This is a genomic window from Enterococcus sp. XAF26B05_ASV22 (genome assembly GCF_056727285.1).
Genome location: NZ_CM161538.1, coordinates 1,599,710 through 1,622,392, shown reverse-complemented (window position 1 = coordinate 1,622,392; position 22,683 = coordinate 1,599,710). Strand labels below are relative to the sequence as shown.

21 protein-coding genes and 1 pseudogene are annotated in these 22,683 nt (G+C 35.3%); 8 read left to right on the top strand and 14 right to left on the bottom strand.

The genetic code is table 11. The features are described from left to right. Window positions 1-17: 17 nt before the first annotated feature. The 5 genes and pseudogenes from ybaK to AC1PU0_RS08045 all read right to left on the bottom strand — a co-directional run bounded on the left by ybaK (window position 18) and on the right by AC1PU0_RS08045 (window position 5,548). Window positions 18-505, bottom strand: a pseudogene (gene ybaK, locus AC1PU0_RS08065) (Cys-tRNA(Pro) deacylase). A gap of 100 nt (window positions 506-605) precedes the next feature. Next, window positions 606-1,361: a type I 3-dehydroquinate dehydratase gene (aroD, locus tag AC1PU0_RS08060; RefSeq protein WP_206850119.1), complete on the bottom strand. Its 756-nt coding sequence runs from the start codon at window positions 1,359-1,361 to the stop codon at window positions 606-608. Between the two features lie 14 nt (window positions 1,362-1,375). Beyond that, window positions 1,376-2,578, bottom strand: a complete 1,203-nt coding sequence (locus tag AC1PU0_RS08055; RefSeq protein WP_069654828.1) for an MFS transporter — start codon at window positions 2,576-2,578, stop codon at window positions 1,376-1,378. 16 nt (window positions 2,579-2,594) lie between these two features. Beyond that, a complete protein-coding gene (locus AC1PU0_RS08050; RefSeq protein WP_206850120.1) occupies window positions 2,595-3,473 on the bottom strand; it encodes a shikimate dehydrogenase in 879 nt (292 codons plus the stop codon). A gap of 17 nt (window positions 3,474-3,490) precedes the next feature. Next, window positions 3,491-5,548: an oxidoreductase gene (locus tag AC1PU0_RS08045; RefSeq protein ID WP_069654826.1), complete on the bottom strand. Its 2,058-nt coding sequence runs from the start codon at window positions 5,546-5,548 to the stop codon at window positions 3,491-3,493. A gap of 312 nt (window positions 5,549-5,860) precedes the next feature. Here AC1PU0_RS08045 and AC1PU0_RS08040 point away from each other — a divergent pair, with 312 nt between their 5' ends. Both AC1PU0_RS08040 and AC1PU0_RS08035 read left to right on the top strand, forming a co-directional pair. Next, the gene (locus AC1PU0_RS08040) at window positions 5,861-6,757 is read left to right on the top strand and encodes a LysR family transcriptional regulator (RefSeq protein WP_206850121.1); all 897 of its coding nucleotides are present in this window, start codon (window positions 5,861-5,863) and stop codon (window positions 6,755-6,757) included. A gap of 286 nt (window positions 6,758-7,043) precedes the next feature. Then, the gene (locus tag AC1PU0_RS08035) at window positions 7,044-8,228 is read left to right on the top strand and encodes an IS110 family RNA-guided transposase (RefSeq protein WP_206850122.1); all 1,185 of its coding nucleotides are present in this window, start codon (window positions 7,044-7,046) and stop codon (window positions 8,226-8,228) included. A gap of 149 nt (window positions 8,229-8,377) precedes the next feature. Here the strand turns inward: AC1PU0_RS08035 and AC1PU0_RS08030 are convergent, their stop codons facing one another. Continuing rightward, window positions 8,378-9,550 carry a class I SAM-dependent rRNA methyltransferase gene (locus AC1PU0_RS08030; protein WP_479998799.1) on the bottom strand — a complete coding sequence of 391 codons (1,173 nt, stop codon included), beginning with the start codon at window positions 9,548-9,550 and terminating at the stop codon, window positions 8,378-8,380. A gap of 306 nt (window positions 9,551-9,856) precedes the next feature. Between AC1PU0_RS08030 and AC1PU0_RS08025 the strand changes: the two genes are divergently transcribed. The 3 genes from AC1PU0_RS08025 (at window position 9,857) to AC1PU0_RS08015 (ending at window position 13,329) form a co-directional block, all read left to right on the top strand. Then, on the top strand, window positions 9,857-11,965 hold the full coding sequence (locus AC1PU0_RS08025; protein ID WP_340689587.1) for an LTA synthase family protein: 2,109 nt from the start codon (window positions 9,857-9,859) through the stop codon (window positions 11,963-11,965). Between the two features lie 97 nt (window positions 11,966-12,062). Then, window positions 12,063-12,773, top strand: a complete 711-nt coding sequence (locus tag AC1PU0_RS08020) for a hypothetical protein (protein ID WP_206850125.1) — start codon at window positions 12,063-12,065, stop codon at window positions 12,771-12,773. A gap of 4 nt (window positions 12,774-12,777) precedes the next feature. Then, window positions 12,778-13,329 carry a P-loop NTPase family protein gene (locus tag AC1PU0_RS08015; RefSeq protein ID WP_206850127.1) on the top strand — a complete coding sequence of 184 codons (552 nt, stop codon included), beginning with the start codon at window positions 12,778-12,780 and terminating at the stop codon, window positions 13,327-13,329. A gap of 39 nt (window positions 13,330-13,368) precedes the next feature. On the opposite strand, the gene AC1PU0_RS08010 is transcribed toward AC1PU0_RS08015, so the two are convergent. Next, window positions 13,369-14,838, bottom strand: a complete 1,470-nt coding sequence (locus tag AC1PU0_RS08010; protein WP_069654821.1) for a sensor histidine kinase — start codon at window positions 14,836-14,838, stop codon at window positions 13,369-13,371. Beyond that, on the bottom strand, window positions 14,839-15,558 hold the full coding sequence (locus AC1PU0_RS08005; protein ID WP_069654820.1) for a response regulator transcription factor: 720 nt from the start codon (window positions 15,556-15,558) through the stop codon (window positions 14,839-14,841). Between the two features lie 150 nt (window positions 15,559-15,708). Between AC1PU0_RS08005 and AC1PU0_RS08000 the strand changes: the two genes are divergently transcribed. After that, complete coding sequence (locus AC1PU0_RS08000) at window positions 15,709-16,482, top strand: Cof-type HAD-IIB family hydrolase (RefSeq protein WP_111247106.1); 774 nt, start codon at window positions 15,709-15,711, stop codon at window positions 16,480-16,482. A gap of 39 nt (window positions 16,483-16,521) precedes the next feature. Here AC1PU0_RS08000 and AC1PU0_RS07995 read toward each other — a convergent pair whose 3' ends face one another. After that, the gene (locus AC1PU0_RS07995) at window positions 16,522-16,710 is read right to left on the bottom strand and encodes a hypothetical protein (protein WP_069654818.1); all 189 of its coding nucleotides are present in this window, start codon (window positions 16,708-16,710) and stop codon (window positions 16,522-16,524) included. Window positions 16,711-16,950: 240 nt separating this feature from the next. Here AC1PU0_RS07995 and AC1PU0_RS07990 point away from each other — a divergent pair, with 240 nt between their 5' ends. After that, window positions 16,951-17,712, top strand: coding sequence for a threonine/serine exporter family protein (locus AC1PU0_RS07990; RefSeq protein ID WP_069654817.1), 762 nt, complete (start codon window positions 16,951-16,953; stop codon window positions 17,710-17,712). Between the two features lie 12 nt (window positions 17,713-17,724). Then, a complete protein-coding gene (locus tag AC1PU0_RS07985; RefSeq protein ID WP_111247107.1) occupies window positions 17,725-18,174 on the top strand; it encodes a threonine/serine exporter family protein in 450 nt (149 codons plus the stop codon). A gap of 29 nt (window positions 18,175-18,203) precedes the next feature. Here AC1PU0_RS07985 and AC1PU0_RS07980 read toward each other — a convergent pair whose 3' ends face one another. The 5 genes from AC1PU0_RS07980 to AC1PU0_RS07960 all read right to left on the bottom strand — a co-directional run bounded on the left by AC1PU0_RS07980 (window position 18,204) and on the right by AC1PU0_RS07960 (window position 22,579). Next, complete coding sequence (locus AC1PU0_RS07980) at window positions 18,204-18,989, bottom strand: ABC transporter ATP-binding protein (protein WP_069654815.1); 786 nt, start codon at window positions 18,987-18,989, stop codon at window positions 18,204-18,206. Continuing rightward, on the bottom strand, window positions 18,986-19,873 hold the full coding sequence (locus AC1PU0_RS07975) for an ABC transporter permease (RefSeq protein ID WP_206850130.1): 888 nt from the start codon (window positions 19,871-19,873) through the stop codon (window positions 18,986-18,988). The genes AC1PU0_RS07980 and AC1PU0_RS07975 overlap by 4 nt, the downstream gene beginning before the upstream one ends. Window positions 19,874-19,891: 18 nt before the next feature. Further along, entirely contained in the window at window positions 19,892-20,881 is a 990-nt protein-coding gene (gene trpX, locus AC1PU0_RS07970; protein ID WP_206850131.1) for a tryptophan ABC transporter substrate-binding protein, read from the bottom strand. A gap of 353 nt (window positions 20,882-21,234) precedes the next feature. Next, window positions 21,235-21,822 carry a GNAT family N-acetyltransferase gene (locus tag AC1PU0_RS07965; RefSeq protein WP_206850133.1) on the bottom strand — a complete coding sequence of 196 codons (588 nt, stop codon included), beginning with the start codon at window positions 21,820-21,822 and terminating at the stop codon, window positions 21,235-21,237. A 112-nt stretch (window positions 21,823-21,934) separates the two neighbouring features. After that, window positions 21,935-22,579 carry a hypothetical protein gene (locus AC1PU0_RS07960; RefSeq protein WP_206850134.1) on the bottom strand — a complete coding sequence of 215 codons (645 nt, stop codon included), beginning with the start codon at window positions 22,577-22,579 and terminating at the stop codon, window positions 21,935-21,937. Window positions 22,580-22,683 lie beyond the last annotated feature (104 nt).

Here is a 22,683-nt window from a genome sequence, read left to right as displayed (position 1 = left end):
TAGAAAAACACATTATTTTACGTAGTTAAATCAGCCATTCTTCCATTTGTTGCTTGAAGAATCGACAATGGAGACAACTCTATCTGCAGCCCTCTTTACCAGCCGATATTATAATCGTGTCAAAGTGATTAGCTTCTTCAGCCAGATAAGTTGGAAACAGTTTTTTCATTCCAATTGGAGAACAGCCACCTCTAATATAGCCGGTTGTTTCTTCTAAATCTTTTAAATGTAACATATCTACTTTTTTATTGCCGCTTGCAGTTGCTAATTTTTTTAAATCTAATTCTTTATTACCTGGAATTACAGCTACAACAGGTCCCGTTTTATTTCCTATAGTGACCAATGTTTTAAAGATTTTTCCATCTTCTATTCCTATTTTTTTGGCAACACTATCCGCACTTAAATGGTCTTCACTCCATTCAAACTCATATTCGTTGTATGTAAGTTTATGTTGTTCGACAATTCTCATTGCATTTGTCTTTTGTATTTTCTTTTTCTTAGCCATCTTTGTTCACCTCAAGATTAAGTTTATCAAAGAAATCCATGGATGCAAGAAAAAAAGACTAGTTAGAAATGAGCACTCTCGTTTCCAACTAGTCTTTTGATTATAATGCTAACGTTTTTAGCACTTCACGAAGTTCTTCCACTGGAACTTGACCTGGAGCGGATGCCTTTTTAGCAGCTCCAAAAGTCATTGCGGAACCAAAAGTCTCTCCACACATCCGACTAACCATCCCTAATTGTCCCATAGACATGGTAACGATTGGTCGATCTGCATGTACCGACTTCATTTCGTTTGTGGCTGCCAAAAGAGTCAATACATCATCTGACGATTGTGGCATTACAGCGATTTTACAAATATCAGCATTTTTTTCTTGCATGCGACATAATCTTGAAACGATTTCTTCTTTAGTAGGTGTCTTATCAAAATCATGATTACACATCACGATTTTAATGTTTTTTTCGTGCGCTGCTTTGATCGTTTCTTGAACATATGTTTCATCCATAAACAATTCAACATCCAATAAATCAATAATACCATTTTCAATAACTGTTTTGTACAAACCAAAATATTGTTCATCTGAAAATGCAATTTCTCCGCCTTCTTGTTTTGTTCGGAACGTGAAAAGTACGGGTTTATCTGTTAAGATTTCTGCGATTTTTTTTGACATATTAGCAGCTGCTTGAAAATCAGCTACTTGATCAAAAAAATCAACACGCCACTCAACTAAATCGCAATCGATTGTTACTAAATGTTTGGCTTCTTCAATTAGTTCTACTTCATTTTTACCTACTAGAGGAACGATGATTTTAGGACTCCCACTTCCGAGAGTCACGTTTTTAACTGTAACTGTACTCATATTTTTGTATCCTCCTATTTAGATGTATCGACCGTTTGGCGATAACGAATAAAAATAATTACGGCTAAAACAAAACCAATTCCTGCAATGATTGTATCGAATAACATGATACCCCGAACATTGGTTTTAGCAATTTGAGCTGCTGCTACTGGAATAACAAATGAAGCAATACTTCCAAATGTATAATAAATCCCTGTGATTGTTCCTTTACCAGCTGGGAACATTTCACCCATAACAGTCAACCCTAATTGTAACACGCCACCTGCGGCAAAGAAACCGACTAGGGCTGCACCAATCATACAAACGAGTGGTGTTGGGAATAACCACATAATAGCAATCGTCAAAAATGAAACGAATGTATAAATCACAACTAAATAAACTGAACGAACTTTAGAAGCCATAATTGCAGTAAAAGCTACACATAATAATGAGCCAATAGAATAATAAGAAACTAACACGCCCGCATCTGTTTGTGCCATACCAGCGACTTGTTCACCATAGGTTCCAATAAATTGACTAATGAGATAGAACGTTGCCTGTGCAATAAAACCATAGATTACAAAAGCAACCCCTTCAATAGCCATCTTAGGTTTTGACTTAAATTTAACGGTTGGTGCTTGCTCAACGGCTTCTTCCGTTTCTTCCGCTAGTTTTGCATCTGCATCTGGAAATGGTTGTTTCCATAAGAAAATGGCATTCACACCAAGTAAAATGGCAGCAATCATAAATGACCAACCAAACCATAAGTGATTTGAAGCTAAAAATTTAATGATCAATGGAAGAGCAAATTGTCCACCTTGAATAAAGGCTTTCAACAGTACAGTTGCAGTCCCAGCTGTTTTAGGAAATGATTCCATCAAAGCAGGATATGTTCCAGAATCTAGGAATGAATTAGAAATTCCGGCAACTACTGCAAAAAACATCGCCAATTCAACACTTGGACTATATAATATTCCAAAGAAATAAGCTGCATAGGTAATCATTCCTAAATAAATAAATGGTTTACGTCCGAATTTATCCGATAAACGTCCCGAAATCATGATGGCAATCAGACGTCCGATTCCTAACATTGAAATAACTTTAGCGATCCCCATCAAGTCTGTATCCCATTGGGTCATCAATGAATTTTGATTTTGTGAAATAATGATAACGCCCATACCGTGGACAATATAATTGATATATAGACCGATAGCGGTCGGTGTGTATTTGTTTTTCATCGTTTTCTCCTAACTGTTAGTCCTTAAATAGTAATTCTTTAATATAATCAACAGGCATATCTTCCCCAGTGAAATGCTTGAATGCTTCAGCGCCTTGATAAAGCATCATCCCTAAACCGTTCATGGTTTTCTTTGCACCATGTTCGCGCGCAAATTTTAATAGTTTTGTTTCTTTTGGCATATAGACAACATCAAAAACAACTAAATCTGGACGAATCACTTCGGGGTCATTAATCAAGCTCTCTTCTTGCAATGGTTTCATGCCAACACCTGTTGCATCGATATAAATAGCACTTTCACTGATTGATTGTTTGAATGACACTTGATCAGCTAAATCCGTTAAAGTAGCTTTACACTCAGTGTTTTCATTAATTTTTTTCACAGTTTCTTCAGCATTTTTGTAATGTTGATCGTTGATATTAAAAATACGTAGTTCCTTTGCGCCATCTAATGCTGCTTGGATTGCAATTGCGGTTCCAGCACCTCCAGCACCAGTCATCGTAATAATTTGATTTTTAACTTCTACGCCTTCTTCTTTTAATGCACGCATTGCGCCTGTCCCATCAGTCACGTGTCCGACTAAATGCCCTTTTCCATCTTTATTCGTCACAGTGTTTACTGCGCCGACTAATTTTGCAGCAGGTGAAAGCTCATCTAAATAAGGAATGATAGCTTGCTTATTTGGCATTGAAACATTCGAACCGCGAATGCCTAACGCACGAATCCCTTGAACGGCATCTTTTAATTCTTCATTTCCTACTTCGAAAGCCATATATGCATAGTCTAAACCTAACTTGGCAAACGCCTCATTATGCATAGTTGGTGATAAACTATGGCGTATTGGTTTTGCAATCAAACTGATCAATAGTGTGTGTCCGTCAATTCTTTCTGTCATTTTTAAGTTCCCTCACTTTATATAGTTTTTGTTGCTTGTAAACTTTTTGTTTGTTCAAATAACATCTTTTGTGTTCGAGTGTTTTCTAGCACTTCGATTGTTTTAAGGATATCACGCGCTTCTCTCGTTCCTTCCATGATTCGTCTAGCAACTTTACTATCCCCCATATTTAAAAGTACAGCGCCATTACTTCTAGCATACTGATCCAATTCACGAATCATTGGTGCTTCTGCGCGCATGCCAAGACATACGAAACCTAAATCAAATGGTAATTCCATCATTTCTCCATCTTTTTCAACTAAAAAACTATTTTCTCTAACTTCCGTCAATTTTGTTTCTACATGCACTTCTACTCCAAATTTTTCAACGATTTCCATCATTGCAAGCTTTGTAATCAAGTCAAGATCTTTTCCGATCTCCCCTTGCATTTCAACGATGCTGACTTTTTTAGCACCACGTTCAGCGTAATATTCTACAACATCTAAACCAACTGCACCGCCGCCGATTACAACAACTTCTTTTCCTTCAAATTCTTGGAATTTCGTCATATCATCTAAAATATCAAAAATAGAAAAGATCTTTCTGTTTGGATTATCTAATTGTTCTTTTAATCCATTGATTGGTGGTAATAATGGTTTTGCTCCAGTAGCATTCACGATAATGTCTGGTCCAATTGCTTGTATATCTTCTAAAGTTGCTGCATGATTTAAATGAATCGCTAAGTTATCCAATTCTTTGCAACGATTGATTTCATACGTAATAAAATCATCGATTCTTTTCTTATCTGGGAACCGAGCGATTTCATGCCCTAATCCACCTAAATAATTTTTTTGTTCAAAAAGCTCTACGCTCACACCAACTTCAGCCGCTGTTGCCGCAGCTTCAAGTCCAGTCGTACCACCACCGATAACGACCATTTTTGTTGGATGTAAAACTGGTTTCATTTTATACTCATCTTCATAATGTAGGTCTGGATTGACAGTACAACGCATCGGACGTGCTTTTGCGATCCGATGATCCGCACAACCAATATTGCAAGAGATACATTTTCTTAGTAAATCTTCTTGTCCGTTAGCCACTTTATTGACCCAATTAGGTTCAGCAATCAACCCTCGGCCCATTGCCAACAAATCCGCATCTCCTGATTCTAGAATTTCTGTCGCCCGTTTAGGACTGCGGATATTTCCAGACGTTACTGTTACTTTATCTGGAAAACGTTCTTTGACCGCTTTTGACATGTAAGCACGCCATCCATCCTCTAAATTCATTTTATCGATTTGATATTGTAAACTGTCATTCAATGCAGCAGATACGTTCAAAATATCCACTTCATCTGCAAAATAGCTTAAAATCTCGATTGTATCTTCTAATGTATTACCGCCTTCTAATAATTCATCCGCACTAAAACGAAGCGAAATTGGGAAAAATGGTCCTACAGCTTTTCTAACAGCTTCAACCACTAATTTTGTAAAACGTGCACGATTTTCAGGACTTCCGCCAAATTTATCCGTTCGTTTATTATACAATGGAGATAAGAATTGACTTAAGAGATACGAGTGTCCTGCGTGAATTTCTACACAATCAAATCCAGCACGTTGCGCTCTTAGCGCACCATCAGCATAACGATCCACAATACCATATATTTCTTCTTCGGTCAGTGGTCGTGGTATCGGATTGCCTTTTTTAGAAGGAATGTTCGATGCCGAAACGGGTTGCTCTCCATCTAAACGTAATCCGTATGCAGAGGCTCCCGCATGATTGATTTGAACTGAAGTACAGGCACCATATGCGTGCATTTTTTCATTGAAATGCCATAAACCTGAAATGTATTGATCATTGTCCATTCTTAATTGACGAGCACCATTAGTCCCCATCGGATAATCAATACATACGTTTTCTAGCGTGATCAATCCTGTTCCGCCTTTGGCACGTTGTTCATAGTATGAAACATGTTGCATACTGAACGTTCCGTCCATGTTAGCGAAGTTTGTTCCCATTGGTGGCATAACAACACGATTTTTTAAAGTCATTCGTTTTACAGTTAAAGGTTCAAAGATTGCTTGATAATTATTCATGGTTACCTCCTAAATTTAAATGTGAAGGGAGCTTTTTTAGCCTCGATAGAGAAATAGGGAAAAAGAAATGACGACACTTTTTATTGTCTTCGTTTTTCCTGAAAAATACTTAACTCAACCTCACATTGTTAAACAATTCACAATTACTATGAATTTATTTTAATCCATAAAACCAATAAATTCCAATGAATGTTTTTCATGTTTTGTATAAACCAAATTTATAGATAAAGGTGGATTGTTTTTTAATGCATCTTTATCTATTTATTGATAAACTATACTTATGTATGAATGATTGATAAGGAGTTTTTATAAATGAATTTGCGACAACTAGAATTTTTTAGAATGTTAGCTGATACCCAACATATGACCCATGCAGCTAAATTATTAAATACGACTCAGCCAAATTTAAGTCACTCAATGTCCGAATTGGAAAAAGAGCTTGACGCCCAGCTATTTGAAAAAAAAGGGCGAAATATCCAACTAACAAAATATGGAAAATTTTTCTATACATATGTTTCTACTGCTTTAGAAGAATTAGCTAAAGGGGAACGTGCGTTAAAAGAATTAGTCAGTCCAGAAAAAGGGCTGATTGATTTTGGTTTTATTTATACTGCTGGTTCGTTTTTAGCACCGATGTTAATGAAAGAATTTTCAGCTTATCCTGGCAACGAGCAAATTCGTTTTAATTTATTTCAAGGTAATTCTTCTGATATGACCGATCTACTCCTGAAAGAAGATGTTGATATTGCCATTACTTCTAAGCTAAAAGAAGATGAACAACTTAATTATGAGATTTTGACAGAACAAGAAATCGTACTAGTTGTTCCTTCAGAACATCCCTTGGCTACTTATGATCGTATTTCGTTAAAAGAAACGAGTGATTACCCATTTGTTTATTTTAATGACCGAAGCGGTTTGCGTCCTTATATTGATAAAATGCTAACAGCTGCTTCTGTTACACCAACTATTGTATGTGAAGTAGAAGAAGACCATACAATGTTAGGGTTCGTTGCTTATGATTACGGGATTGCTTTAATGCCAAAAATCCCTTCGATTTCAGCTTATGACGTTAAAACGATTGCTCTTGAAGACAATTTCTTTCCCCGTTATATCTATTTGGCAACAAAAAAAGATCATTTTCTGTCACCTGCTGCCTTACGGTTCAAAGAATTTATTGTGCCGTGTGCACAAAATATGTTCTATCAGTAAAAAAAGGATGTGGGACAAACACTCATGAGGGCTACCGCCCTCACCAAACAGAATGAAAATAAAGTGATCGACCTACAGGCTATTTCCTGTCATACTAGAGATGACAGAAGTAGCCTGTAGGTCGATCGCTTATTGAGGTTCTTCTCCAAGTAACCTTGAGGGACAAACTAGATCATTCTACTTATTTGCACCAATCATTAGGTCGTAGAACCTGCGTATAAAAATAAATTGTTTCTATAAGTAGGATAGCCTCTTCTGTACTTTTTTTCAAGGAGGAATGTTGAAAATGGAAGATGTACTTCGTTCTTGTTGTGCTGGATTAGACATCCATCAAAAAGTAATTGTTGCGTGTATTATTCGTTCTGCTGAAGGAAAAAAACGCCCAGAAAAATTCTTTGGTAGTCTTGATACGACAACTCGTGGTCTTTTTGACTTATCTGATTGGTTGACTTCTTACGAAGTCACACACATAAGCATGGAAAGCACGGGTGTTTATTGGAAATGTGTCTGGCGAATTTTACAAAATCATTTTGATTTACAGTTGGCGAATCCTCGCCACATCAAAAATATTCCAGGAAAAAAAACGGATATGAAAGATGCGGAATGGATTGCTCGTCTCACTCGATTAGGAGTCGTTCCTACAAGTTTTGTTCCACCAGAACCTATTCAGGAATTGAGAGACTTAACACGTTATCGCAAGCACTTAGTAGAAGATCTGAATCGAGAAAAAAATAGGGGGCACATGGTCCTGCAGAATGCTGGAATCAAATTAACCTCAGTGATTAAAGATATATATGGAAAATCTGGCAGAGCCTTACTCTATGCCTTAATTGAAAATAAACCAATCACAGAGTCACTCATTCTCGAGTGTGTGTACACTACCTTACGCAGAAAAGTGCCTCAATTGCTTGAATCCCTAGAAGGATTTATGACACCTCATTATCGTAAAATGTTAGCTCTTCATCTCACCCAAATTGAGTGCTTAGAAAAACAACTAGTAGAAGTCGAAGAAACAATCAACGACTATCTCGTTCCTTATGAAGAATACGTAGAACGTTTGGAGGAAATCCCGGGAATCAATCGAAGAACAGCGGCAGTTGTACTCGCAGAAGTGGGGGTAGATATGACTGTTTTCCCGACATCTGGACATTTGGCTTCATGGGCAGGAGCGAGTCCAGGAAACAATCAAAGTGCTGGAAAGAATCGAAGTAAACGGGTAGGAAAAGGAAATTCTTATCTAAAGAAGGTCTTAGCGCAAGGAGCACTAGCGGTTTCCCAAGGGAAACCCAATCGAATACAAGCATTTTTCTTTCGGGTAAGAAGAAATGCTGGACACAAAAAATCGGTTGTTGCGACCGTTCATTTATTAATACGTATCATTTATCGGATGTTTTCCGATCAGTCAAGCTATAATGAACTTGGAGGAAGTTATTTACAAAATAGAAAGAACACTCTAACAAATAACTGTTAAAGCGTTCTAGACCAATTTTAGCTAACTACGGTTTCAGTAGGAGGTAGCTTTTTTTTGTTTTTTTACAGTATTAGTTTTCGTATAAAAAGTAAACATCACTTTTGTTTCACACCCTAAATTCTATTATACGCTTCTGTCACAGCCTGCTTTTATTTTTCTATCTCAATAAAAAAGACTTTTAAATAGTTGCCTTCTTCAAAATGTTTATTTGTTTTAAAATCACTCGGTAGTTGGTAGGTTTCTTTGAATTGATAGCGAACTCGTTTTTCTTCTAAAGATTGAACTATCATTTTTTTGTATTTTTCTAAAGAAATATTAGCCGCGTTTGTCGAAGCCACTAACAATCCTTCTTTTTTTAGAATATCAACAGAATCCTTTACTAAATCGCCATAGTGTTTTGCAACTGAAAAAACTTTTTTCTTGTTTCTAGCAAAACTTGGTGGATCAAGAATAATGACGTCATAGTATAATTGTTTTCGTGCCGCGTATTTGAAATAGTCAAAGACATCCATCACCACGATTTTTTGATTTTCTACAGCCAAGTGATTCACTTCAAATTGCTCTTTTGTCTTCGGTAAGCTGCGTTTGGCTAAATCAACACTCGTTGTCGTGGTTGAGCCGCCCATCGCACTGGCAACCGAAAATGCGCCAGTATAACTGAACATGTTCAGTACTGTTTTTCCTGCAACTATCCCTTCAATCAAGCGACCACGAACTTCTTTTTGATCCAAAAATATCCCAGTCATAAGTCCATCATTCAAATAAGTAGCATATGTGACGCCATTTTCGTAAACTAAAAGCGGTTCAGGAGCATCTGAGCCGAATAATTTTTGTGATTCTGGTAACGAATGAGATGAAAAGCGAATTTTTTCATACGCCCCTTTGATTTCTGGCCAACTTTTTCTAAATGCTTGAATGATTTCTTCCTTCTTTTGATACAACGTTTCATTATACCAAGAAAATACAGCGAAATCATCGTTACGATCAATAATCAAGCCACCAAGGCCATCCCCTTCTCCGTTAAATAAGCGGTAAGCAGTAGTTGATTCATTATTTTCATAGGCTACTCTGTGATTTTTAGCTTTTACAAATAAACTTTCTAGAAAAGATGAATCCATACATCCCTGCCAGTTTACTAGCCAGCCGATGCCTTTATTTTGCTCGCCGAGATAGCCAGTTGCAATGAATTGCCCTTTGCTATCAACGAAATCTATCCACTCGGCTGAAAACGACTTAGGAACATCAAGTAAATCCTCTTTTTGAATCAGCGGATATCTGCCTTTAAACTTTTTTTCTGATTTTTTTGTTACCATTATATTCATTTATTGTTACATCCTTTATCCTAATTTAATTTTTATGCGCAACAATTCAGTTGTTTACATCTTCATCCTTGGCTAGTATATCAAAAAATGATTCCTCTGTCGTTAGGTATACATGAATTGTTAAACTTTTTGATTCTGTTAAGAAAAGTAAAATTTTATTAACTTTCCTTCGTTCTATCCTGATTTAAATTGACATAGAATAACAGAGAGAGTAGAATTGTAGGAGTATATGAAAAGCTTTTGAAAAGATTTCAGTAGCTTTCTTTTAGATTTGACTTTGGAAAGGATACGTTTACTTTGAATATTATAAAAAAAATACATATGCCTAAATTTTTAAACACTCGATTAGGTCTTTTCGGATTTGTTGCAGTGTTGATTTGGCTAAAAAACATTTTTGCTTATACAGTTGATTTTCATTTGAGAATCGAAAATGCGTTTGAATATTTCATTCTCTTCATTAATCCAATTGCTTCTACATTTTTCTTATTGTCAATTGCATTATTTGTTCGAAGAAAGAAAGCTTCTTATAGTACGATGATGATCATTTATTTCTTAATATCTTTACTGTTATTTTCTAATGTTGTCTATTACAGAGAATTTACTGATTTTATCACTGTCAATACTATGCTTGGTGCTGGAAAAGTTGCGAGCGGTCTTGGCGAAAGTGCTCTGCGTTTATTTAGACCTTATGATGTGCTTTATTGGCTTGATTTTATTATCGTCGGTATTTTGTTGCTTACTAAAAAAATCAAGATGGACGAACGTCCAGTTAGAGCTCGCGTTGCCGTTTCAATTAGTATGTTGTCTGCTTTATTCTTTGTAGCAAACTTAACTTTAGCTGAAACTGCTCGCCCTCAACTATTAGGACGTCAATTTTCCCGTGACTATATTGTTAAATTTTTAGGATTAAATGCCTTTACTGTTTATGATGGTGTAACAACTTACCAAACAAACCAAGTACGCGCAGAAGCTAGTGAAAATGATATGGATGCTGTTTCCGATTACGTTAAAGATCATTACGCAGCGCCGAATCCAGATACTTTTGGTATAGCCAAAGGTAAAAATGTCATTTATATTCATTTAGAAAGTTTCCAACAATTTTTGATTGATTACAAGTTAAAAGATGAAAAAGGTGTTGAACATGTTGTTACTCCTTTTATCAACAGCTTATATCATAGTAATAGCACCTATAGTTTTGATAACTTCTTCCATCAAGTTGGACAAGGAAAAACAAGTGATGCTGAGACAATGTTCGAAAATTCATTATTTGGCTTAGATCAAGGTTCTTTATTCACACAAGTTGGTGGTAAAAATACCTTTGAAGCAGCTCCTGCTATTTTAGGTCAGGAAGCGGGTTATACAAGTGCTGTTTTCCATGGGAATGCTGGTAACTTCTGGAATCGTAATGAAACATACAAACACTTAGGTTACAATTATTTCTTTGATGCTAATTACTATGATGTTAATGAAGATAACTCGTTTCAATATGGCTTGCATGACAAACCGTTTTTCCAACAATCTGCACAATACTTGGAACATTTACAACAACCATTTTATTCTAAATTTATTGCTGTTTCTAACCACTATCCTTATTCTCAATTTACAAATGACGAAGCTGGATTCCCGATTGCTACAACTTCTGATGAAACAATCAACGGTTATTTCGCTACAGCAAACTATCTTGATAAAGCAGTTGAAGAATTCTTTAACTATTTAAAAGCTTCTGGTTTGTACGAAAACTCTGTGATCGTTCTTTATGGTGATCATTATGGCGTTTCAACTTCTAGAAATCAAAACTTAGCAGAATTGCTTGGAAAGACAAAATCAACATGGAACGATTTTGATAATTCAACTATGCAACGCGTTCCTTATATGATTCACATACCAGGTCAATCAAATGGTGGAATCAATCATACGTATGGTGGTCAAATCGATGCGCTACCTACCCTATTACACTTAATGGGTATTGATACTAAAAACTATATTCAAATGGGACAAGACTTGTTCTCTAAAGAAAATGCCCAACTAGTGGCTTTTAGAAATGGGAATTATGTGTCTCCAAAATATACGATGCTTGGCTCTAGTATCTATGAAACAGCCACTGGTCGTTTAATCGAAGAACCAACGGAACATGAAAAACAAGAAGCACATGCCTTAAAAGACAAAGCGAATTTACAACTTGAAATGTCTGATCAAACAACAAATGGGGACTTGCTTCGCTTCTATACAAATAGTGGATTAACACCAGTAAATCCAGATGATTATAATTACAAAGATCAATTAAAACAATTAGAAAAAATCGAAGAGGATAAAGGGGAAAAATCAACAAGTATTTATAGTAAAAATAATAATACTTCTACCATTGATAAATACCACACTGAATCTTACCAAGATTATCTAAAATCTGGAAAATAATCACAAAAGCTTGAGTAAATTACTCAAGCTTTTTTATATCTTATTCATAATTTATTCATATTCTTCTTTTATACTTAGTTTAGTGAGGTGAAACTATTTGAAAAATATTCGTTACGCTTTCGCTAGCGTTTCTTACCATAAAAAACTTTCTTTTGGTATTGGTGCTTGCTCTGTTTTATTTCTATTTGTATTAACGAGTATTTTAAACCTTCGGGATATCGAAAAAAACTTTTATAATCAAGTGAGTCAACTAATCAACAATAACGACTATCATTTGAATTATCAAAAAATTATGCAGCAATACTCTTCTTTGTATATAATTCTCTTGTTTCTTTGGATCATACTGATCACAACATTACTAATCGTTTCGTTAAAATTAAAAAAACAGGATATGATAAAATGGCGTATTATGGGCTTCTCAAATCGTTTTGTCATCAAACAATCGATACTTGAAAGTCTTATTCCGATATCAGCAGGCATATTGACCACAGCGGTGTTCCTTATTGTCTGTCAGCATACATATGAATATATTTTGGTTTACGTTAGACCCCTACTTGCAAATGTTATGGGAATCAAAAGAGTGCCCTTTTTCTCTTCGCAAGTTCTAGTTGAAAGTACCCCTAATTCAGTGATGAATACTTCAGGAGATACTCATTTTTTATCAATGAGTATAGGTAGTTTGCCAATTGCAACAATTTTCAATGCTTTTTTTAAAAATTGTTTCCTCCTTTTATCCATTACAACTGGTATTACAGTAATTTCAACTTCTTTTCTTTTCAGGAAATCGCAAAAAGCATATAGGATGTGAGTGAATGAATTTTACTTTAGCACAAAATTGGACCGAAGACAGCTTTAAAGAATTGTTCCAACAACAACATATGACGGTTGTATTAGAAGATCAGAGTAGCATTCAGGCTGATTTTTACTTTCTTATCGATAAGACATTTAGTATGAAGCAGTCGATGGCTGTTGGATTTATTCTATCTGAAAATACCTTTTTGCCTTATCTCTCAATCATGGACAACCTTTTTGTTGGTTCTTCAATAAAAGAAAGAAATAAGAAGAAAACGCTGAATGAATGGTTTGATTATGTTGGTCTGACTGAAAGTATTTTAAATAAATCAGAAGAACAGTTGACCACATTTGAACAAATCAAGCTTCAGTTAGTTCAGTTACTACTAATAGAAAAAGACATCATTATTATTGATGATATCTTCCAAGATTTATCTATAGGTCAAAGACAAGAACTATTACCATTACTACAAAAAATCGCAAAAGAAAAACAAAAAGCGATTCTTGTTTTGACGAATGATATTCAAATAGCTGAAAGTCCTTATATGGATAAAGTTATTAAGACAGCTTAAAAAAACCAGTTAAACATTTTCTGTTTAACTGGTTTTTCTTTATGTTACATCTTCTATTTCAACGTCAGGAAATGAAATAGTAAAACTAGTCCCCTTCCCTTCTTGGCTTTCAACGTGGATTTTACCTTTGTGTAAACGAACTAATTGCTCAACAATCGATAAACCTAGTCCAGATTCACCATATTTTGTGTTTTTTCTAGAAGGATCTACTTTGTAGTAGCGGTCCCAAATATTTTGAACTTGCTCTTCTGTCATACCGATCCCTGTATCTGAAATTGTTATGATTGTCTCTAAATATCCTTTTTGCAGGTGAACACGAATCTCACCATCCTGAGTAAATTGAATCGCATTTTGAATAATATTCACCATTATCTGAACAAAACGATCATAATCCGCATAAACATCAATTGCGTCATCAGCCTCTAAAATAAGCTTATCATTAGCCGTTTCAGCTTTTCCCTCTAATTGAGTGAGAATATCTTTTAATGTTTCAGTTGCATTGAATTTTTTAACGACAATACTAATTTGATTGGTTCTAATTTTTTCATAGTCTAAGTTTTCATTTACAAGCCGAATTAAGCGAGAGGTTTCATTTTGCATCAATTTAATGGCTTTTTCTCTTTGACCTTCTGGAATCGCGTTGTATTGCAACCCTTCTAACAAGCCATTGATTGTAGTTAAAGGGGTTCTCATCTCGTGAGAAGCATCTGCCATGAATTGGCGACGACGATCTTCTTGACGATCGATTTCTTCCCTAGACTCTTTCAGTGACTCAGCCATTTTATTGAAGTCTTCCGCTAAATCATCAAATTCATCTTTATCGTGTGTAACCAGTTTAACATCAAAATTACCACTTGTGATTTCCTTCGTGGCCTTTCTCATACGATTGATTCGCTTCACTTGAAAACTAGCAAAGAAATAACTTAAAATCAAACCGACAATGCTGGAGATGATAAAACCTTTGAAGAGATTCGCTGTGATCGCATCCATACTATCAGAAACGTTCTTGGCTGGTTGCGTAATAACTAATGCCCCTATGATGACATTTTCATTTGACTGGACGTTGGTCTGACTGACCGGCATCATCACATAAGAAGAGATATGATTATTTCCATAAATATCTTTGTTGATGGTTGCATATTCTTGCTGTCCTTCCATGAGTGCTGCCCAATTTTCTTTAATGACGGAATCGTCTATTTTTTTTTCAGTGTTCAAAGGGTACTGCACTTTCATATCCCTGTCATAAAAAACAAACTGAACATCTTGATTACTTAAAAAACCTTCAAATAAACTAAACGATGTATTCCAAATATCTTGATCTGTCATTCCAGGAAGTCTGTTGATTGAATCTTTTGCTTTCCAAGCGGATATTGCATAGCCTCTAAGTTGTTCATAATTATTATCTTGCAACGTTTTTTTTGTTAATTGCGTAAAAGAGGTCCCTACAATTAGGATAATTAAAATAATCACACCCCAGAACGCTAATAGCTGTTGGTATAAATATTTCATTTAAGCGACTCCAGAATCGTCAAATTTATACCCAACACCCCAAACAGTTTGAATCACTTGCGGCCCAACTTTTTCAATTTTTTGACGCAATTTTTTGATGTGTGCGTCTACCGTTCGTTCATCGCCAAAATATTGATAATCCCAAACCATTTCAAGTAACTGTTCCCGTGAAAATACTTGTCTTGGTTTTTTCGCTAAGGTATACAGTAAATCGAATTCCTTTGGCGTTAAACCATCAATCAATTTTTCATCCAGGTATGCTTCTCTGGTCTTTGTGTTCATTTTAAAGTGATCTGTCTCAACATCAAACTGGTCATTTGAACGAACAGTCCCATCTGTTGCATGTTCGCCAATCTCGGAGCGCCGGTGCAGCGCTTTGATACGTGCAATCAATGTCAATGGACTGAATGGTTTTGTCACATAGTCGTCAGCGCCCATTTCTAGCCCGATTACTTGATCGCTTTCTGAATCTCTAGCAGTCAGCATTATAATTGGAACGGTATTTGAAATTTTCCGTACTTCACGGCAAACTGCCATGCCATCCATCGTTGGCAAATTCAAATCTAGTGTGATCATGTCCCATTTTTCAGGATTTTCTAAAAAAGTATCCAATCCATCCTTGCCATCATATTTAAAGGTCGCTTCCCACCCTTCATTTAGGAAAAACATTTGCATCATTTCTGAAACTGATTCATTATCTTCTATCATTAAAACATTCATTATTTAATCGCCTCTTCCCTTTAAGATTAACGTCATTTATATTATACTCTAAAAATCATCAAGCTCCAATAACTTCTATCTTTCTTCAAAAAAGCTTTGTCTTTTGTTCAATCTTTGATACTATTAAGTGTGAAAGGACGTTGAAAATTCATGAAAAATATCCAAGCAGTTGCATTTTTCGATTTAGATGGAACATTATTAAACGACAAATCACAAATTACGCCAGAAATACGATCAGCTATCAGTTCGTTAAAAGCTAATAATGTCTTGCCTCTTATCGCAACCGGAAGAACGATTGTAGAGATTGAACACATTATGCATGACAGCGGTATTGATTCCGCAATCGTTATGAATGGTCAATTTATTCAAGTTGAAGGAAAAAAAGTCTATTCAGATGAGTTTACCTACGAAGAATGCCTAAAAATGTATGAACATGTCAAAAGTTTAGGTCATGAAATCTCCTTTTATAATGATCAGCACATTTGGTGTTCAGGTCACAGCGAGATTTTAACTAATGCATATGCTTTTATCCATTCAGAAGCGCCCATCATTGACCGATCGAGCTTAAAAGATAAAACCGTTAATATGATGCTTGTTTTATCTGAAGATGGTGATGAACACTATTTGAAGCATTTTCCAGAAATGACTTTTTATCGTAACGGCCCTTATTCAATCGACACTGTCAGAAAAGGTGTTTCTAAAGGATCTGGGGTTAACAATCTCTTTAAAACATTAAATTTACCCACCGTTCCCACGTTTGCTTTTGGTGATGGTATCAACGACTTAGCTTTGTTTGAAGCTTGCGACAATAAAATTGCGATGGGGAATGCTCGTAAAGAGTTAAAAGAACGTTCTAGTTTTATCACTAAGAAAAATACTGACGGCGGAATAGTTCATGCCTTGAAACACTTTGATTTGATTTAGTATTTTAATTTTTATAGTAAAAATAAAAAATCCCGCTTCCTATTTGGAAGTTGGGATTTCTTTTTTATGTCTTTTTTGATGAACACAGATAACGGTTCCTGTCACTTGAATCAGTAAGAGAAAAAGTAATAATGCACTTAATCCTATATGTCCCTGATCGAATGTCCTTTTTAGCAATACAAGTAAAATCAGACTGCTTACTGAATAAAGTGACCATTGTTTATCCATAATATCTAGACCCCTTTGGTTTGTTATCTATAAGGATAGGACTTTTGATTCGAAAAAGCAAGGAACTTTTAGGTATCTGTGAATTTTCATACAATTTTTTAGTGTTTCTTTATAATTCTAAGGAAACTCTAAACATTATGACTTCGTTTTTCCGTTGATAACGTATTCTATCCATTTCACACAACACAAAAAAATGATACACTTACCTTACTGTAAATTTACTGCAAGGAGGTTTTGTTCATGTGTGAAAAAAATCAAACCAATATACAACTTATTTTAGATACCTGTTTAATGGCAGGTAAAATCATGACTGAAAGTGGTTCTGAAGTCTATCGTGTTGAAGATACGATGAATCGCATCGCAGAAAATGCTGGTCAAAAAGAAAGTGTAAGTTATGTTACGGCAACCGGACTTTTTATGGGGTTTCGATCTAGCAATTATACTCAATTAGAAAATGTTACTGAACGAAGTATCAACCTAGAAAATGTCGCAATTGTTAACAACCTATCACGAAAATTCGCGGATAAAGAAATATCTTTAGAAGAATTAAATCGAAAGCTTAGAAACATTAATCATGAAGCACCAACTTATTCTGTGCTGTTACAAATTTTTGCAGCAGGACTTGTCAGTTGTACCTTGATGTACATTTTTGGTGGAAATTGGCATGATTTTTTAGCTACTTTCTTCATAGGAATGATTGGATTTAGTGTTGCATATTTCACTAAGAATTGGCTAAATATCAAATTTTTAGATGATTTTTTAGCAGCCTTTATTATTGGTTTATTCGCTTATTTAGCAGTAAAATTCCACTTGGCAGAAAATATCGATAATATTATTATCGGCGCCGTGATGCCGCTTGTTCCAGGTGTTGCCATCACCAATTCCTTTAGAGACATCTTGGCTGGTCACTTATTAAGTGGAACAGCACGTGCAACCGAAGCAATATTTGTCGCTGGTTCCATCGGGATTGGTATCGCCATTGTATTTAAATTATTCATGTAAGGAGATCTGAAAATGGAAGTCGTTATTCATTGTTTGTTTAGCTATTTAAGTACAGTTACGTTTGGGATCGTTACAAATGTTCCTAGAAAAGTTTTAAATACCTGTGGTATTACGGGCGCTGTCGGTTGGATGATTTACTGGTCTACTAAAAATCTAGATGCGGGTGTGATTTTTGCGAATTTTCTTGGTGCGATCGGAATTGGTCTGTTGAGTATTTATTTTTCACGTAGAAAAAAAATGCCTATGACGATTTTTAACATCCCTAGCCTCGTACCTTTAGTTCCAGGCGGACCTGCTTATCAAGCCGTAAGAAGTATTGTTTTAGGTGATTATGTCAGCGGTGTTCATTTTATCATCAAGGTAATCATGACGGCAGGAGCAATTGCCGCTGGATTTATGGTAACGGGTATTATCGAACGTCTGTTAAAAAATAGTTTAGATAAAAAAAGATCATTTAAGTAATAAAAAATTACTTAGATGATCTTTTTTGTTTAATCAATTGTTATTTCTTCCGCTTCTTCTTCGAAAAATAATAGTAAATCTTGCAATGTTAGTTTTTCTTTTTCTTCTTTATTTAAGTCTTTGATGATTTGTCCTTTTTGCAGAACAATTAATCTATCACCGTAATGTAGCGCATCTTCCATACGGTGCGTGATCATCAAGCAAGTTAATTCACCTTCTTTGATTCGCTGATCTGTAAGTTGCATCAATTGCTTAGATGTCTTAGGATCAAGCGCTGCAGTATGCTCATCTAAAAGAAGCAACTCAGGCTTTGTCAATGTAGCCATCAACAGACTTAATGCTTGCCTTTGTCCACCTGAGAGATTACCCGTTGGCGTATCCAAATGATTTTCTAACCCATTTCCGACTTCACGACAGATTTTTGTGAAAAACGTTCGTTCATCATTCAACTTGCGTAATCTTAAGCCGCGTTTCTTTCCTCGATGAAGTGCTAAAAGTAAATTTTCAGCAACAGTCATTCTTGGTGCTGTGCCCATTTTGGGATCTTGGAAAACACGTGATAAGTATTTTGCTCGTTTTTCTTCGGAATACGCTGTAATATTTTGATCATGGACAAACAACTCCCCTTCACTCAGTGTCACTGTACCGGCAATACTATTAAATAAGGTACTTTTACCGGCTCCGTTACCACCTAAAACCGTGACGAATTCGCCTTGAGAAATTTTCAAATTCACATGATTTAAAATCATTTTGGTTTCATTTAATCCGTTATCAATCCGCTTAGTGGCATTTTTAAGTTCTAAAACTGTACTCATTTTTCACCCTCCTTTTGTGGTAAAAAGTGTAAATTTAATGCTTTTTTCAATTGCGGAATCATTAAGCATGCAGCTAAGATCACAGCTGAGAAGATTTTTAAGTATGTTGTATCAAAACCGAGTTTAATGACTAATAATATAAGTAATTGATAAATAATACTTCCAACAACAATCGCTACTAAGCGTTCTGCAAAAGTCAATTCTCCAAACAACACTTCACCGATGATGATCGATGCCAAACCAATAACGATTACACCTGTTCCTTTGTTGACATCGGCATATCCGTCATTTTGAGCGATTAGTGCGCCTGATAGAGCGATCACACCATTCGATAATGTCAATCCTAATATTTTCATAGAATCTGTTTTAATTCCGATCGAGCGTGCCATATGCTCATTATCACCGGTTGCAATATACGCTTGTCCTAAATTTGTATTAAAGAAAAAGAGTAATAAACTAATGATGATTGCTAGAAATATAACGCCTAAAAATATGATATCATAATAGTTTGGTAAATTTAATTGTAAAAAGAAATCTTGAATTTTTGGTTTATTCAACAACGATAAATTTGGAGTTTGCATCACATAAAGAATAACCGAATTCAAACCGGACATCACCAAAATTCCTGCTAATATTACTGGAATTTTTCCTTTCGTAAAGAGTAATCCAGTCACAAGACCTGCACACATACCTGCCAAAACACCTAATAACGTTGCAAAAATAGGATGGATTCCTGATGTGATAGCTGTAACACAAATTGCCCCTCCCAGTGGAAACGAACCTTCTGTTGTCATATCTGGAAAATTTAAAATACGATAGGTCATAAAAATTCCTAACCCTAATATTGCCCATAACATTCCTTGTCCAATTGCTGAAACTATCATTTGATCCTCTCCCTGTGTTTAATCTATGATTTTTGCTTTTGATGTGACATTTTCAGGGATTGATATTCCCAGTTTGTCTGCTTGTTTTTGATTGATGATAATATCTCCTGTTTTAAAGGTATAAATCGGTGTTGTTGCAGGCTTAGCTTTTCCTGATAAAATATCTGCTGTCATCTTACCTGTTTGGACACCAAGATCAAATTGATTGATTCCAACTGTAGCAAGTCCGCCTTGTTCAACCATTGTATCAACAGAAGGAATAATCGGTGTCTTTGTTTTATCAGCTTCACTGACGACAGTTTGCATGGCATTGGCTATTGTATTATCTGTAGGAATATAGATGAAATCAACTTCGCTCGTCATCACTTGAACGGTTTGCGCGATTTCGTTACTGGATGGAACCGCGAACGTTTTTACCGTCATTCCAATTTTTTCAGCGATTCTTTTTGCCTCTTCCACTTGGTATTTGGAATTTTCTTCAGATGAAGCATATAAGATGCCGACTTTTTTCCTTTTTGGTAAGATTTGCGTTACTAACTCAAACTGAGCGGTGACAGGTGATTTATCACTTACACCCGTAATGTTCCCACCTGGTTTTTGATTATCTTTGACTAGTCCAGCACTAACAGGATCCGTAATGGCTCCAAGTATGATTGGTATTTCTGAAGATGTATTAGCAAGTGCTTGGGCTGCTGGTGTTGCGATTCCGATCAAGACATCGGATTTTTTTTCTTGTACTAATTGCTGACTCATTGTTGCTAGCTTACTTTGGTCTGCTTGACCATTTTGAAAAGCAAGCGTCATGTTTTTACCATCTTCATATCCTTTTTCTTTTAAACCAGCCTGAATCCCTTTATAAATCTGATCCAACGCAGGGTGGCTAACAAACTGCAAAACTCCGACTGTCGGTATATTTTGCTTTACCGTTTCTTGCTTCTCGATAAAAAATGACCCTATCAAAAATACAACAATAATTGCTACAACGACTGATAAACGATTTATTCTCATCTTTTTCCTCTCTCTCTAAACACATAAATAAGTCAAAACAAAAAACAACGACAAATCCTAAAAAGGAGCGGTCGTTGTTATATAAACAAAAACCACATAGAAAACTCATCTATGCGGTCAAAAAATCATCTTGAATAAGCCGACATAGATACAAAATTTAGAACTTGTCATCTAAAGTTGTATCTACGAGAGTATCATACATACAACTATCTACGCCAGTTTTGCCATGAATTATTCGATTGCTTCATTGGTTTTGATAGTCTTTTCATGTAATCACTCCTATAGTTTCTGTTGCAATCAGTGTACACTAAAAAGAATTTATTCGTCAAGTCTAAAACCGTTTTTAACAGTAATTATTTCAAATTGTGTTTATCCTTTTTGAGATTTTTTAATCGTTTTCGGTAGCTCCAACTGTCTTTATTTTCTTTAAAAGGAAAAAAATCTAAACGTGTAAACATCTTTTGCGATGCCTTATTCCAATTGAATATCTCACTGACAGTCATAAAATCTCGACCCATTTTTTTTGATTTATAGATAAAGTACTTTGTGACCATCCGTCCAATATGTTGATCACGAAATGCTTTGTCGATCACGATGGCATAGTCATCTTCAGCGAGCCAGACATCCCCTATTATTTGAGTTTTTTTATCTTTTTTATATTCAATGTAATAAAGTAACCCATGATCATTTTGCCACTCATACATTTGTTGGATTTGTTCTTTTGTGTACGTAATTCTTACTCCTACGATGTTCCGCATACTTTCTGGATCCTGATACCATTTTAAAGACTCCTCACGAAGCGTATCAAAAGGAATCAACCGAATAGTTTCAGACAATCGAACTTTTTTTGGTGTCGTACGATTGAAAGAGGACTCAGGCTTAGACCGAGTCCTCTTTTTAGCTAAATCTGTCGCCAAAGTCCGCCATTTAAAACTTGTCACGTCGTTCACTTCTTACATACACACGCTGTAATCTAGGTTTTATCACAAAAAGTCCCAATAAACTGAATAGAATAAATTCTCTCATATCAAGCCCTTCTTTCTGAAATTGATTTTATTGTGCTACTGAATCAGCTTCCACAGATTGATCTAACATTTGCTCAGATTCACTAGTCGCTGGTTCACTTGTAGTGCTTGTTGTTGAATTTGATGTAGCAGATGGCTCTACTATACTAGACAATGACAACTGATTCAAAGATGGGATAAGCATCTTTTTTGTGTCAAAATTTTCATCAATAGAAATTCTATTTTTTTCTTTTCCGTTTTCAAAGAAAACAATCGCTACTTCATTTTTTTTGATTTTGTATTTTTGCTCGATTTTCTCTACATCATAAACCATCGGATAAAGGTAAATACTACGGTTAAAATCTTTCATTAGTTCTGAGTCTTTTAATACATTCATCACGTTACCATAAGTACGGCCACTTGGCACTGAAAATAAAACGGTCATTGCTGTTTTTTTACTAATTTCTTTATCTGCTGTTTTGGGATCTAAATAATTTGCCTTTTTTGATAAATTCTCTTGGTTTACTAAAGATTTAATTTCAGAAGCACGAATATTCGCCTGTACTTTAGGTACTACCATGAACAAGCTTATTATAACTAGAACTATTACAACTAAAATAATTGCCGTCAGTTTCTTCTGTCTATTAATGAATTCTATAATATTATCTTTAACATTGATAAAATCTTTCTTCATTTTGTCTCTCCTCTACTACGTATAATCCCATTATACTAGTACTTCTTTCCTTTGCCTAGTATAACAAATAATGCTCCAGCTATTTTTAATAAAAAATAGATTTT

Bases quoted from the DNA above. Each gene is read 5' to 3' on its own strand.
- AC1PU0_RS08040 (WP_206850121.1), top strand. From the start codon at position 5,861: ATGAATTTGCGACAACTAGAATTTTTTAGAATGTTAGCTGATACCCAA.
- AC1PU0_RS08030 (WP_479998799.1), bottom strand. From the start codon at position 9,550: ATGAATATAATGGTAACAAAAAAATCAGAAAAAAAGTTTAAAGGCAGA.
- AC1PU0_RS08035 (WP_206850122.1), top strand. From the start codon at position 7,044: ATGGAAGATGTACTTCGTTCTTGTTGTGCTGGATTAGACATCCATCAA.
- aroD (WP_206850119.1), bottom strand. From the start codon at position 1,361: ATGAGTACAGTTACAGTTAAAAACGTGACTCTCGGAAGTGGGAGTCCT.
- AC1PU0_RS07995 (WP_069654818.1), bottom strand. From the start codon at position 16,710: ATGGATAAACAATGGTCACTTTATTCAGTAAGCAGTCTGATTTTACTT.
- trpX (WP_206850131.1), bottom strand. From the start codon at position 20,881: ATGAGAATAAATCGTTTATCAGTCGTTGTAGCAATTATTGTTGTATTT.
- AC1PU0_RS08010 (WP_069654821.1), bottom strand. From the start codon at position 14,838: ATGAAATATTTATACCAACAGCTATTAGCGTTCTGGGGTGTGATTATT.
- AC1PU0_RS08050 (WP_206850120.1), bottom strand. From the start codon at position 3,473: ATGACAGAAAGAATTGACGGACACACACTATTGATCAGTTTGATTGCA.
- AC1PU0_RS08055 (WP_069654828.1), bottom strand. From the start codon at position 2,578: ATGAAAAACAAATACACACCGACCGCTATCGGTCTATATATCAATTAT.
- AC1PU0_RS07985 (WP_111247107.1), top strand. From the start codon at position 17,725: ATGGAAGTCGTTATTCATTGTTTGTTTAGCTATTTAAGTACAGTTACG.
- AC1PU0_RS08000 (WP_111247106.1), top strand. From the start codon at position 15,709: ATGAAAAATATCCAAGCAGTTGCATTTTTCGATTTAGATGGAACATTA.
- AC1PU0_RS07975 (WP_206850130.1), bottom strand. From the start codon at position 19,873: ATGATAGTTTCAGCAATTGGACAAGGAATGTTATGGGCAATATTAGGG.
- AC1PU0_RS07960 (WP_206850134.1), bottom strand. From the start codon at position 22,579: ATGAAGAAAGATTTTATCAATGTTAAAGATAATATTATAGAATTCATT.
- AC1PU0_RS08045 (WP_069654826.1), bottom strand. From the start codon at position 5,548: ATGAATAATTATCAAGCAATCTTTGAACCTTTAACTGTAAAACGAATG.
- AC1PU0_RS08005 (WP_069654820.1), bottom strand. From the start codon at position 15,558: ATGAATGTTTTAATGATAGAAGATAATGAATCAGTTTCAGAAATGATG.
- AC1PU0_RS07980 (WP_069654815.1), bottom strand. From the start codon at position 18,989: ATGAGTACAGTTTTAGAACTTAAAAATGCCACTAAGCGGATTGATAAC.
- AC1PU0_RS07990 (WP_069654817.1), top strand. From the start codon at position 16,951: ATGTGTGAAAAAAATCAAACCAATATACAACTTATTTTAGATACCTGT.
- AC1PU0_RS08015 (WP_206850127.1), top strand. From the start codon at position 12,778: ATGAATTTTACTTTAGCACAAAATTGGACCGAAGACAGCTTTAAAGAA.